The organism is Mycobacterium sp. RTGN5 (assembly GCF_033804465.1).
GTDB lineage: Bacteria > Actinomycetota > Actinomycetes > Mycobacteriales > Mycobacteriaceae > Mycobacterium.
The window spans coordinates 179,016-192,742 of the sequence record NZ_JAPZLA010000005.1; the positions used below are offsets into that span (position 1 = coordinate 179,016).

At 67.8% G+C, this 13,727-nt stretch carries 5 protein-coding genes; all 5 read left to right on the forward strand.

All coding sequences use genetic code 11. The features are described from left to right. Positions 1 to 13: 13 nt before the first annotated feature. The 5 genes from mutA (at position 14) to pks2 (ending at position 13,720) form a co-directional block, all read left to right on the forward strand. Positions 14 to 1,861 (forward strand): methylmalonyl-CoA mutase small subunit, encoded by a 1,848-nt coding sequence (mutA, locus tag SLQ31_RS23070; RefSeq protein WP_319436634.1) that lies wholly within the window; start codon positions 14 to 16, stop codon positions 1,859 to 1,861. Next, positions 1,861 to 4,116 (forward strand): methylmalonyl-CoA mutase, encoded by a 2,256-nt coding sequence (gene scpA / locus SLQ31_RS23075; protein WP_319436439.1) that lies wholly within the window; start codon positions 1,861 to 1,863, stop codon positions 4,114 to 4,116. The genes mutA and scpA overlap by 1 nt, the downstream gene beginning before the upstream one ends. After that, the gene (gene meaB / locus SLQ31_RS23080; RefSeq protein ID WP_319436440.1) at positions 4,116 to 5,099 is read left to right on the forward strand and encodes a methylmalonyl Co-A mutase-associated GTPase MeaB; all 984 of its coding nucleotides are present in this window, start codon (positions 4,116 to 4,118) and stop codon (positions 5,097 to 5,099) included. The genes scpA and meaB overlap by 1 nt, the downstream gene beginning before the upstream one ends. Before the next feature lie 85 nt (positions 5,100 to 5,184). Next, positions 5,185 to 6,441 carry a serine hydrolase domain-containing protein gene (locus tag SLQ31_RS23085; RefSeq protein ID WP_319436635.1) on the forward strand — a complete coding sequence of 419 codons (1,257 nt, stop codon included), beginning with the start codon at positions 5,185 to 5,187 and terminating at the stop codon, positions 6,439 to 6,441. 1,000 nt (positions 6,442 to 7,441) lie between these two features. Further along, positions 7,442 to 13,720: a sulfolipid-1 biosynthesis phthioceranic/hydroxyphthioceranic acid synthase gene (gene pks2 / locus SLQ31_RS23090; RefSeq protein WP_319436441.1), complete on the forward strand. Its 6,279-nt coding sequence runs from the start codon at positions 7,442 to 7,444 to the stop codon at positions 13,718 to 13,720. The last annotated feature ends 7 nt before the right edge of the window (positions 13,721 to 13,727 follow it).

Genomic DNA, 13,727 nt, shown 5'->3' on the forward strand with positions numbered 1-13,727 from the left:
ACAGGAGTTGCCGGTGTCGGTAGAGGTGTCGGTTGAGATAGAGGCGCGTCGCGCCCGCTGGCGCACCGCGGTGGCCGGTGTGCTGGCCAAGAGCAGCCGGCGTGACCCGGCGGATCTGCCCGACGAACCCGAGACGCTGCTGGACTCGCCCACCTATGAGGGGTTTCCGGTCCGGCCGCTCTACACCGCGCTCGACGCTCTGCCGGAACCGCCGCTGCCCGGCGCCTGGCCGTTTGTCCGCGGCGCCGACGCCCGCCGCGATGTCGTGGCCGGCTGGAAGGTCGCCGAGGTGTTCCCGGGACCCGACTTCACCGGCGCCGTCGCCGACGGCAATGCCGCGGTGTTGAGCGCTCTCGGTGACGGGGTCAGCGCGCTCGTGCTGCGCGTGGGGGAGAACGGGGTGGCCCCCGCCGACCTGGATCGACTTCTGGAAGGCGTCTACCTGGAGCTCGCGCCGGTGATCCTCGATGCGGGGGCGCAGTTCGATTCCGCCGCCGAGGCGGTGCTGGCGTTGGTCGCCGGGGCTGAGGACGCCCAGCGGGCAACGATGTCCATCGACCTGGGCGCCGACCCGCTCACCGCCCCGCTGAGCGGGCTGAGCGCTGCGGCGGTCGAGGATGTCGCCCATGTCGCGGCGAACCTGGCCGGCACCGCCGGGGTACGCGCGATCACTGTCGACGGGCCTGCGTTCCACAACCGCGGCGCCAATGCGGCCTGGGAGCTCGCCGGCGCGCTGGGCGCCGCCGTCGACTATGTGCGGACGCTCGTCGACGCGGGCATCGACGTCGCCGACGCGCTGCGCCAGATCAGTTTCCGGCTGGTGGCCGATGACGATCAGTTCGTGACGATCGCCAAATTCCGTGTGGCCCGCCAACTCTGGGCTCGGGTCGCCGATGTGCTCGGTCAGCCGGACAGTGGGGCGGCGACGGTGCACGCGGTCACCTCGCTGCCGATGATGACCCAGCGCGATCCCTGGGTGAACATGCTCCGTACCACGCTGGCCGCATTCGGTGCCGGCGTCGGGGGAGCGGACACCGTGACGGTGCTGCCGTTCGACGTGGCGATCCCGAACGGGTTCCCCGGGATCGGTGCGAGTTTCGCCCGCCGCATCGCACGCAACACCCAGCTGCTGCTGCTCGAAGAGTCACACATCGGGCGGGTGCTCGATCCCGCGGGCGGTTCCTGGTACGTCGAGGACCTCACCAAGAACCTTGCGGCTCAAGCATGGTCGCACTTCCAGGACATCGAGTCCCGGGGTGGGTTCGTGGCCGCACGCGATCACATCGCCGAGCAGATCGAGGAGGTCCGGGTGCGCCGGGCCGACGACATCGCCCACCGCCGCACCGCGCTCACCGGTATCAACGAGTTCCCGAATCTGTCCGAACCGCCCCTGCCGCATTACAGTTCGTCGGAAACGGTGCGTCGCTACGCGGCCGGGTTCGAGGCGCTGCGCGACCGGTCCGACGCCTACCTGGAGCGCACCGGTGCACGACCCCTGGTGCTGCTGCTCCCGCTGGGGCCGCTGGCCGAGAACAACATCCGGGCCACGTTCGCGGTCAACCTGCTGGCCTCCGGCGGGATCGAAGCGGTCAACCCAGGCACCGTCGACGCCGCAGGGACGTCCGCCGCGATCGCCGACGCCGGTGCCTCGGTGGCGGTGCTCTGCGGCACCGACACCCGCTACGGCACCGATGCCTCCGATGTGGTGGCCGCTGCGCGAGCCGCGGGCGTGACCCAGATCTACCTGGCAGGCCCGGAGAAGGCGGTCGCCGACGCCGCGGACAAGCCGGACGCTTACCTGACCGCGAAAATCGATGCGGTTGAAGCGCTTTCGTCCCTGCTCACCCGATTGGGGGCCTGATGACAACCAGCACCACTGGCACCGTACCGAGCTTCGCCGACGTCCCGCTGCACGGCGACCGCGCGACCGCCGCACCGACCGAAGCTGCCGTCGCCGAGCATGTCGCCGCGGCCGCGTCGGCGCACGGCTACACCGCCGAGCAGCTGGAGTGGCAGACCCCCGAGGGCATCGCCGTCAAGCCGGTGTACGTCGGCGCCGACCGCGACGCCATCGCCGCCGCGGGATATCCGCTGGACAGCTTCCCCGGCGAGCCGCCGTTCATCCGCGGCCCCTACCCGACGATGTACGTCAACCAGCCGTGGACGATTCGGCAGTACGCCGGGTTCTCCACCGCCGCCGAATCCAACGCCTTCTACCGCCGCAACCTGGCGTCCGGTCAGAAGGGTCTGTCGGTTGCCTTCGACCTGGCCACCCACCGCGGCTACGACTCCGATCATCCGCGGGTCGCCGGCGACGTCGGAATGGCCGGTGTGGCAATCGATTCCATCCTGGACATGCGCCAGCTGTTCGACGGTATCGACCTGAGCACCGTCAGTGTGTCGATGACGATGAACGGCGCCGTGCTGCCGATCCTGGCGCTGTACGTGGTCGCCGCCGAGGAGCAGGGGGTGCCGCCGGAGAAGCTGGCCGGGACCATCCAGAACGACATCCTCAAAGAGTTCATGGTCCGCAACACCTATATCTATCCGCCGAAGCCGTCGATGCGGATCATCTCGGACATCTTCGGCTACACCAGCGCCAAGATGCCGAAGTTCAACTCGATCTCGATCTCCGGCTACCACATCCAGGAAGCCGGAGCCACAGCCGATCTCGAGCTCGCCTACACGCTGGCCGACGGGGTGGAGTACCTCAAGGCCGGCCGGGATGCCGGGCTCGACGTCGACAAATTCGCGCCGCGGCTGTCCTTCTTCTGGGGCATTGGCATGAACTTCTTCATGGAGGTCGCCAAGCTGCGCGCAGGCCGGCTGCTGTGGAGTGAACTGGTCGCCGAGTTCGGCGCCAAGAATCCCAAATCGCTGTCGCTGCGCACCCATTCGCAGACCTCGGGCTGGTCACTGACCGCCCAGGATGCGTTCAACAACGTCGCGAGGACCTGCGTGGAGGCGATGGCCGCCACCCAGGGGCACACGCAGTCGCTGCACACCAACGCACTCGACGAGGCACTGGCGCTGCCCACCGACTTCTCCGCACGCATCGCGCGCAACACCCAGCTGTTGTTGCAACAGGAGTCGGGCACCACCCGGCCGATCGACCCCTGGGGTGGCTCCTATTACGTGGAGTGGCTGACCCACCAGCTGGCCGAGAAGGCCCGCGCGCACATCGCCGAGGTCGCCGAGCATGGCGGCATGGCTCAAGCCATTGGCGAGGGCATCCCGAAGCTGCGCATCGAGGAAGCCGCCGCACGCACCCAGGCACGCATCGACTCCGGTGCCCAGCCCCTCATCGGGGTGAACAAGTACCAGGTCACCGAGGATCAAGAGATCGAGGTCCTCAAGGTCGAGAACAGCCGGGTGCGCACCGAGCAACTGGCCAAGCTGGCGCAGCTACGCGCCGAGCGCGACGAGGCGGCCTGCCAGGCGGCGCTGGCCGAACTCTCCCGTGCCGCAGAAGCTTCGGGTACTGCCGGCGAGGACGGTCTTGGCAACAACCTGCTGGCACTGGCCATCAACGCCGCGCGCGCCAAGGCCACCCTCGGTGAGATCTCCGACGCGCTGGAGAAGGTATACGGCCGGCATCAGGCCGAGATCCGAACCATCGCGGGCGTCTATCGGGATGAGGTCGGGAAGGCCCAGAATGTGAGTGCCGCAATCGAATTGGTGGAGAAATTCGCCGAAGCCGACGGTCGCCGGCCGCGCATCCTGGTGGCCAAGATGGGTCAGGACGGTCATGACCGGGGGCAGAAGGTCATCGCGACGGCCTTCGCCGATATCGGGTTCGACGTCGACGTGGGTTCGCTGTTCTCCACCCCGGAGGAGGTCGCGCGGCAAGCCGCCGACAACGACGTCCACGTCGTGGGGGTGTCCTCGCTGGCCGCTGGACACCTGACGCTGGTGCCGGCACTGCGCGATGCACTCGCCGAGGCGGGCCGTCCCGACATCATGGTGGTCGTCGGCGGTGTCATCCCGCCCGGCGACTTCGACGAGCTATACGCCGCCGGAGCCACCGCGATCTTCCCGCCCGGCACGGTCATCGCCGATGCCGCGGGGGATCTACTGCGCAAGCTCGCCGAGCGGCTCGGCTACGACCTCACCTGATGTCCGCCGACGTCGATGTACTGGCCGAGGCGATCCGCGCCGGTGATCGTTCGGCACTGTCGCGAGCCATCACGCTGGTGGAGTCGACCCGTGCCGATCACCGCGATCAGGCCCAGCGTCTACTGCTGGCGCTGATGCCCGATGCGGGGAAGGCTCTCCACATCGGTATCACCGGGGTGCCGGGAGTGGGGAAGTCGACCACGATCGAGGCGCTCGGTATGTACCTCATCGAGCAGGGCCACCGCGTCGCGGTGCTGGCCGTCGACCCGTCGTCGACGCGCACCGGCGGCTCGATCCTGGGGGACAAAACCCGCATGGCGAAGCTTGCCGTACATGACGATGCCTACATCCGTCCGTCACCGACGTCGGGAACCCTCGGTGGCGTGGCAAAGGCGACCCGGGAGACGATCGTGCTCGTCGAGGCCGCCGGATTCGACGTGATCCTGGTGGAAACCGTCGGCGTCGGGCAGTCCGAAGTGGCCGTCTCCAACATGGTGGACACCTTCGTGTTCCTGACCCTGGCGCGTACCGGCGACCAGCTGCAGGGCATCAAAAAGGGGGTGCTGGAGCTCGCCGACATCGTCGTGGTCAACAAGGCCGACGGTGCGCACGCGATCGAGGCCAAGTCCGCCGCACGCGAGTTGTCGGCGGCGATCCGGCTGATCTACCCACGCGAAACCCTTTGGCGCCCACCGGTATTGACGATGAGCGCGATCGAGGGCACCGGCCTGCGGCAGCTATGGGACACCGTTCTCGCCCATCGCGACCTGTTGACCAAGGCCGGCGAGTTCGACGCCCGCCGCCGCGCACAACAAGTCGACTGGACCTGGTCGATGGTGCGTGACGCCGTCCTCGACCGGGTGCTGAGCCACCCGGCCGTGCGCGCGCAGCGGGCTGAGATCGAACGCCAGGTCCGCGACGGCGAGCTCACCCCCGCGCTGGCCGCCCAGCGAATCCTCGACGAGGCCGAGCAGTCAACCTGACGGGCCGCCAGTCAAGTTAACGTTTTGGCAACAATTTGCTGCAGATGTGCTTAGACCGGTTAAATTTCCATCTGTGACTCAGGTGATGCGTGAACGCGACACACTGCCCCATGGGGTGCAGGGTGCCGCTGACCCGAACTTCGCCTCCGCGCTGCGCAGCTTCGCGGCGATGTTCCCGCACCCGCGCTTCGGCGGCGGTGCACTGGCGGTCTATCTCGATGGCGAGCCCGTTGTCGACGTGTGGACCGGCTGGTCGGACCGGCGGGGCCGGGAGCACTGGTCCGCCGATACCGGGGCCATGGTGTTCTCGGCGACCAAAGGCGTGGCCTCGACGGTCATCCACCGGCTCGTCGACCGCGGCCTGATCGACTACGACGCGCCGATGGCCGAGTACTGGCCTGCGTTCGGTGCCAACGGCAAGGCGGATATCACCGTTCGTGAGGTGATGCAGCACCGCGCGGGACTGTCGCACCTGCGCGGCGTGCGCACGCGGGACCTGCTCGACCACCTGGTCATGGAGGATCGCATCGCGGCAGCGCCGGTCGGGCGCTACTTCGGCAAGCCCGCGTATCACGCGCTCACCTACGGCTGGCTGCTGTCCGGCCTGGCCCGAGCGGTCACCGGGACGGGGATGCGCGAGCTGATCCGCACCGAGGTGGCCGCGCCGCTCAACACCGACGGGATTCACCTGGGCCGGCCGCCGGCCGGTGCGCCGACCCGGGCCGCGAGCATCATCGGACCCCAGCTGAACATCCCGAACCCGTTCTTCAACACTGTCGCGCCCCGGCTCGCAGCCTGGGAGATGTCGGCGATCTTCGGTTCGATGTACTTCCCGGGCATGAGGGCGACGGTCCAGGGCGCCATGCCGTTGCTTGATAGTGAGCTCCCTGCGGCCAACGGTGTCGCCACCGCCCGCAGCCTGGCCCGCATGTATGGCGCGATCGCCAACGGCGGCGAGATCGACGGCCAGCGTTACCTGTCGCGGGACCTGGTCGCCGGCCTTACCGGCCGCCGCAATCTGACCCCGGACCGCAATCTGATCATGCCGCTCGGGTTCCACCTGGGTTACCACTCGCTGCCGCTCCCGGGTGTATTGCCCGGCTTCGGGCATGTGGGGCTGGGCGGTTCGCTGGGCTGGGCGATTCCGGAATCGGGATTGTCGTTCAGTTTCGTCCATAACCGCTTGTTGACCCCGCTTGTGGTCGCCGATCAGGCCGGTTTCGTCGCCACCGCGGCGTTGATTCGACGTGGTGCCGCGGCGGCTCGCAAGCGTGGCTTCCAGCCCGTCACCGAGTTCGGTGCACCCTTCGGGCCCTTGTCTGCCGGGGTTGTCGCAGGGTAATTCGGCCCTTTCGTTGCTCGTGCCGGCTCCTTGCTGGCATGGCTCTCGTTCGGCGTGTTGCCTGGTCGCGGGGTTCCCCGTCGGCGCCGGCGACCTGGCCAAATGCCTTCCAGCAAACTTTCACAGGGAGTTCACAAGACGCGGCTATTGGGGTGATTAATGTCACGGGGCGTCGTGTGAACCAACCCGAAGTTCATCTCTGATGGAAAGTTCGCCAAATATCCACGAATAGCCGGTCATTTATCCTGTCGCGTTTGCTGACTCACTGCGAGAAATATCGGCGAACTGGTAATCGAGGCCTCCATACCATCAGAAATGTGGTCTGGATCACGTTTAGCCGATTGCCGATATTGAAATCTCAGCCTACTCTCAGCTTAGTAGCCATCTCCTGTGTGAGGAGATGATAACCCCAGGCTATGGGGTTACGCGACCCTGAGGCCATGTTGCGGAAACTCTCAGGATGGCAGCGTGAACGAGGTCTGCTCGGGCCGCATTTATGTCAGTATTCGACGTTATCCATTTACCAGAGCAATGCAATTCAGGGCAGCGCGTCGACGCCATTGGGCAGGTCGATTACCGTTATTTGCTATATCCGCATTGATACCAATTTGTGTCCCAAATGCGATGGTAAACACTCTGCAACTTCCTCCTCGCCACCGTGGGCGGGCCGGGGGAAGCCTTCCTGGCGATTGCGTAGCCGAACTACTCTCAACAAATATGCAGGTAGAGGCGTTTTTTATGTGGCATCTCAAGAACGTAACGGCGATCCCGCCGGTCGTCGCGACGGGAACCGCAGCAATCGGATATGGGCCTGACCGGGCACGACGTTAGGGCCAAAGGTCACATTGCTCAATCCCTAATCAAAAACATGAAACATTTCTCGCGGTCTTAACAAAAAACGGCTAAGCTACCGAGCACATTGGCAACGTCGACTGGGTAGTTACCACTGCATGGTCGGAACGGGTTGCCTTGCCCAGTGTCAAGAAGTGAGGTGTGAGCGGTGCGTCAGACATCTGTCACCCCCATCGCCGTTGTCGGCATGGCCTGCAGATTGCCCGGTGGTATCGACTCGCCCCACAAGCTGTGGGAGGCACTGCTCGAGGGTGCCGATCTGGTCACTGAGATTCCCGCCGACCGCTGGGACGCCGACGACCTCTACGACCCCGAGCCCGGTGTGCCCGGCCGCTCGGTGTCGAAGTGGGGTGCGTTCATCGACGACGTCACCGGCTTCGACCCCGATTTCTTCGGCATCAACGAGCGCGAGGCCACCGCGATGGACCCGCAGCACCGCGTGCTGCTGGAGACCTGCTGGGAAGCCGCCGAGCAGGCCGGCTTCACGCCGTCGTCGCTCTCCGGCACATCGACCGGTGTCTTCATCGGGATGTCCCACGACGACTACGCGATGGTCACCAGCGACGCCGGTGCCTTCGATCAGGCCTACGCCTTCACCGGCGCCCCGTTCAGCATGGCGTCGGGCCGCATCTCTCACGCGCTCGGTCTGCACGGCCCCGCAGTGACCATGGACACCGCGTGCTCGTCGAGTTTGGTCGCGGTGCACCAGGCCGTCCGCAGCCTGCACGACGGCGAGAGCGATATGGCGCTGGCCGGCGGCGTGATGCTGATGCTGGACAAGCGCCTCTACGCCTCATCCTCGGGCCAGGGCATGCTGTCGCCGACCGGTCGCTGCCACTCGTTCGACGACGCCGCCGACGGCTTCGTTCGCGCCGAGGGCTGCGGCGTCGTCGTCCTCAAGCGTCTCGACGACGCCCAGCGCGACGGCGACCGCGTGCTGGCTGTCATCAAGAGCACCGCGTCGAACCAGGATGGTCGCACCGAGAACATCCTGACCCCGTCCAGGGACGCCCAGGTTTCGGTCTTCCAGGCCGCGCTGGCCGCCGCGGGCGTCGACCCCGCGACCGTTGGCATGGTCGAGGCGCACGGCACCGGCACGCCGGTGGGGGACACGATCGAGTTCAACAGCATCTCGACCGTCTACGGCAACGCCGGCCCCTGTGCTCTCACCTCGGTCAAGAGCAACTTCGGCCACGCCGAATCCGCGGCGGGTGTCCTCGGCCTGATGAAGGCCGTCCTCGCGGTGCACCACGGCGTCATTCCCCAGAACCTGCACTTCAACCGGCTGTCCGACAAGAACGCCAAGGTCAAGACCGGGATGTTCGTCCCGACCGAGAACATCCCGTGGCCGAAGGAAGACGGCCCGCGCCGCGCGGGCGTCTCGTCCTACGGCATGTCCGGCACCAATGTGCACGCGGTCCTGGAGCAGGCCCCCGAGGCGCCCCTGGTCGTCGACGCCGACCAGGCCCAGCGTGCGGGCAAGGATCTGCTGGTCTTCCCGGTGTGCTCCACGTCGGTCGAGGAACTCCGCAACACCGCGGCGAATCTCGCGGACTGGGTCGAGACTGCAGGCGACGAGCTGTCGCTGCCGGATCTGGGCTACACACTGAGCCGCCGCCGCGGGCATCGCCCGATGCGCACCTCGGTCATCGCCGAGGATCGCGGCTCGCTGATCGAGCAACTGCGCCAGGTCGCCGGCGGTGACGAGCCCTACCAGGCCGCCGTCGGTCACGACGACCGCGGACCGGTCTGGATCTTCTCCGGGCAGGGCTCGCAGTGGGCTTCGATGGGTACCGGGCTGCTGGCCACCGAGCCGGTGTTCGCGGCCAAGATCGCCGAGATCGAGCCGCTGATCGCTGCCGAGTCGAACTTCTCGGTCACCGAGGCGATGACCGCCGAGGAGACCGTCGAGGGCATCCACCGGGTGCAGCCGACCATCTTCGCCGTGCAGGTCGCGATGGCGGCCACCATGCAGTCCTACGGTGTGCAGCCCGGCGCGGTCATCGGCCACTCGCTGGGTGAGGTCGCCGCAGCCGTCGTTTCCGGCGCACTGTCCCTTGAGGACGGCGTCAAGGTCATCTGCCGTCGCTCGCTGCTGTGCCTGCGACTGGCCGGCGGTGGCGCGATGGCCTCCGTGGAGATGCCTGCCCAGCAGGTCCGCGAAGAACTCGAGCAGCAGGGCATCGAGGACGTGGTCGTCGCTGTCGTCGCATCGCCCAAGTCGACGGTGATCGGTGGCGCCACCGACACCGTCCGCAAAATCGTCGCCGGCTGGGAGGCCCGCGAGATCATGGCCCGCGAGGTCAACGTCGACGTGGCGTCGCACTCGCCGCAGGTCGATCCGATTCTCGACGAGCTCGCCGACATGCTGTCCGACATCACGCCGATGGCCCCCGAGGTGCCCTTCTACTCGGCGACGTCGTTCGATCCCCGCGAGCAGCCCTACTGCGATGCCGACTACTGGGTGGACAACCTGCGCCACACGGTTCGGTTCTCGGCCGCCGTGCAGACGGCGCTGGAAGACGGCTTCCGGGTGTTCGGCGAGCTGGCCCCGCACCCGCTGCTGATCCGTGCCATCGATCAGACCGCGGGCACGCTGGACATCAGCGTCGCGGCCCTGGCCGGCATGCGCCGCGGCCAGGAAGTACCCAACGGCATGGGTGATTTCCTCGGCGACCTGTACTCGGCAGGCGCGCAGGTGGATTTCTCGGTTCTTTACCCGGTCGGCCGGCTGGTCGACGCACCGCTGCCCACCTGGACGCACCGCAGCCTGATGCTGATCGCCGACGGCGTCGATCAGGCGCGCGGCGCGCACCTGGTGGCTGCCCACCCGCTGCTGGGTTCGCACGTCCGACTGCTGGAGGAGCCCGAGCGCCACGCCTGGGCCGCCGAGGTCGGTACCGGCGCACACCCCTGGCTCGTCGACCATCAGATCAACAACGTCGCGGCGCTGCCCGGTGCGGCGTACTGCGAAATGGCGCTCGCCGCCGCGCGCACCGTTTTCGGTGACGACGCCGAGGTCCGCAACGTCACGTTCGAGGCAATGCTGCTGCTCAAGGATGAGACCCCGGTCAGCGCGGTCGCCGCGGCCGACGGCTCCGGCGTCCTCGAGTTCGTCGTCGAGACCGACCTGGACGGCGAGCGGGAGCGCCGCGCCAGCGCTGCGCTGCACGCCGGCGAGGCCGCCGGCCAGCCGAACACCTACGACATCGACGCGCTGCGCGACGCCCATCCGAACCGCGCCGACGGCGACGGTGTGCGGCAGTGGTTCGACGGTCGCGGCGTGCAGTTCGGCCCGGCGTTCACCGCGCTGGTCGCCGTGAACGCCGCCGACGAGACCGCCGACACCGTGCTGGCCGAGATCGGCCTGCCCAGCTCGATCCGCAACCAGCAGACCTCCTACGGCGTCCACCCGGCGCTGCTGGACGCCTGCTTCCAGTCGGTCGCGGCCCATCCGGGCGTGCAGGCCTCCGGCACCGGCGGACTGCTGCTGCCGCTGGGCGTGGACCGCCTGCGGGTGCACGGCGCGACCCGCAATGCGCGGTACTGCCTGACCCGGGTCACCTCGCTGGACGGTTCTTCGGTCGAGGCCGATATCGATCTGCTCGACGACTACGGCACGGTGCTGTTCACCGTCCAGGGTCTGCGGATGGGCACCGGGATGTCCGAGGACCACGAGGGTGATCGCGTCCTCAACGAACGACTGCTCGGCATCGAGTGGCGCCAGAACCAGGTCGCCGAGATCACCCAGACGACCTCCGCGACGTGGCTGGTCGTCAGCACGTCCGATGTCGCCGATCTGCTGGCCTCGGCGCTCACCGACGCGCTCAAGCTGAACGACGCCGACGTGACCACGATGTCCTGGCCGCATCAGGCCGACCACGCGGCCAACGCCGAGCGGCTCGGGTCGTACTTCACCGAAGGCGGCTTCGCCAACGTCGTCGTCGTCAGCGGCGCAGCCAACGGCTGCCCCGAAGAGCAGCTGCCGCATCGCGGGGGAGAGCACGTACGTCACCTGGTGCGCATCGCCCGTGAGCTGGCCGACACCGCCGGCGAGCCGCCGCGTCTCTATGTCATCACCCGCAACGCTCAGACCGTGCTGGCCGACGACCGGCCGAACCTCGAGCAGGCCGGCCTTCGGGGCCTGCTGCGGGTGGTCGGCGCCGAGTACCCGCAGCTGCGCCCCAGCCAGATCGACGTCGACGACGATGTCGACTCCAAGCTGCTGGCCCGAGTTCTGCTGACGGGCTCGGAAGAAGACGAGACCGCCTTCCGCAACGGTCAGTGGTACACCGCGCACCTGCACCCCAGCCCGCTGCGGCCCGAGGAGCGCTACACCACCGTCGTCGACCATTCCCGCGACGGCATGCGCCTGGAAATCCGTACCCCTGGCGATATGCAGACGCTGGAATTGGCCGCGTTCGACCGCATCCCGCCGGGACCGGGCCAGATCGAGGTCGCGGTCACCGCGTCGAGCCTCAACTTCGCCGACGTCCTGCTCGCCTTCGGCCGCTACCCGAGCTTCGAGGGTCTGCACCCGCAGCTGGGCATCGACTTCGCCGGTGTGGTCACCGCGATCGGCCCGCAGGTCACCTCGCACCGGGTGGGCGACCATGTGGGCGGCATGTCGCCCAACGGCTGCTGGGGAACGTTCGTTACCTGCGACGCCGATGTGGCCGTGACGCTGCCCGCGGGCCTGCGTGACGATCAGGCCGCGGCCGTGTCCACCGCGTCGGCGACCGCCTGGTACAGCCTGCACGACCTGGCCCGGATCAAGTCCGGCGACAAGGTCCTGATCCACTCCGCCACCGGTGGTGTTGGCCAGGCCGCGATCGCGATCGCGCGCGCCGCCGGGGCGGAGATCTTCGCCACCGCCGGTACCGAGGAGCGTCGCGACATCCTGCGCGACATGGGCATCACCCACGTCTACGACTCGCGCAGCGCCTCCTTCGCCGATCAGATCCGCCGGGACACCGACGGCTACGGCGTTGACATCGTGCTGAACTCGCTGACCGGTGCCGCCCAGCGGGCCGGCGTCGATCTGCTGGCCTTCGGCGGCCGGTTCGTCGAGATCGGCAAGAAGGACATCTACGGCGACACCCGGCTCGGGCTGTACCCGTTCCGGCGCAACCTGTCCTTCTATGGTGTCGACCTGGCGCTGATGGCCACCACGCACCCCGAGCAGATCCGCGACCTGCTGAGCACCGTCTACCGGCTGACCGCCGAGGGCGTTCTGCCGCAACCGGAAACGACGCACTACCCGCTGGCCGACGCGGCCACCGCCATCCGCGTGATGGGCGCGGCCGAGCACACCGGCAAGCTGCTGCTCTCGGTGCCGAAGGTGGGCCACAGCAATGTGGTCGTGCCGCCGCAGCAGGCCAAGGTCTTCCGCAGGGACGGCTCGTACATCATCACCGGCGGTCTCGGCGGCCTTGGCTTGTTCCTCGCGTCGAAGATGGCCGGGTCCGGCTGCGGCCGGATCGTGCTGAACTCGCGGTCGGAGCCGAAGGCCGAAGCGCTGGCGGAAATCGCCCGCATGCGGGCCGCCGGCACCGAGATCGAGGTCGTCAGCGGCGACATCGCACTCTCGGAGACCGTCGACCGCCTGGTCGAAGTGGCCACCGCGACTGGCATGGCCGTGCGCGGTGTCCTGCACGCCGCCGCCGTCGTCGAGGACGCCATCCTGACCAACATCAGCGACGAGCTGATCGACCGGGACTGGGCCCCGAAGGTCTACGGCGCCTGGCACCTGCATCGGGCCACCACGGCACAGCCGCTGGACTGGTTCTGCTCGTTCTCCTCGGCGGCCGCCCTGATGGGCTCGCCGGGACAGGGTGCCTACGCGGCCGCCAACAGCTGGCTGGACGGATTCACCCACTGGCGTCGGTCGCAGGGGCTGCCCGCCACCGCGATCGCGTGGGCGGCGTGGGACGAGATCGGTGCGGGCAAGCATCTGGCCGCCGCCGGCGACACCGCGATGATCAGCCCGGACGAGGGCGCCCATGCGTTCGAGGCGCTGCTGCGCCACGATCGCGCCTACAGCGGCTACGCGCCGATCATCGGGACGCCGTGGCTGACCGATCTGGCCGCGCGCAGCCCGTTCGCCGAGGCGTTCCAAGCCAGTGGCGACCGGCCGGCGGACACCAGCAGCTTCCGGGCCGAATTGCACGACTTGGCGCGCGACGAGTGGCCGACCCGGGTGCGCCGCCTGGTATCCGAGCAGCTCAGCCTGATTCTGCGCCGCTCCATCGACCCAGACCGGCCGATTTCGGAGTACGGTTTGGACTCACTGGGGAATCTCGAGCTGCGAACTCGTATCGAAACTGAAACGGGAATACGCGTTCGATCGATGGATATAACGACAGTCCGGTCGCTGGCCGAAAGCCTGTGCGAAACGCTTGCCGGCGTCATCACGTCTGCACGCTGACTAATAG

Coding starts and splice junctions, on each gene's coding strand:
- scpA (WP_319436439.1), top strand. CDS start 1,861: ATGACAACCAGCACCACTGGCACCGTACCGAGCTTCGCCGACGTCCCG.
- SLQ31_RS23085 (WP_319436635.1), top strand. CDS start 5,185: ATGCGTGAACGCGACACACTGCCCCATGGGGTGCAGGGTGCCGCTGAC.
- meaB (WP_319436440.1), top strand. CDS start 4,116: ATGTCCGCCGACGTCGATGTACTGGCCGAGGCGATCCGCGCCGGTGAT.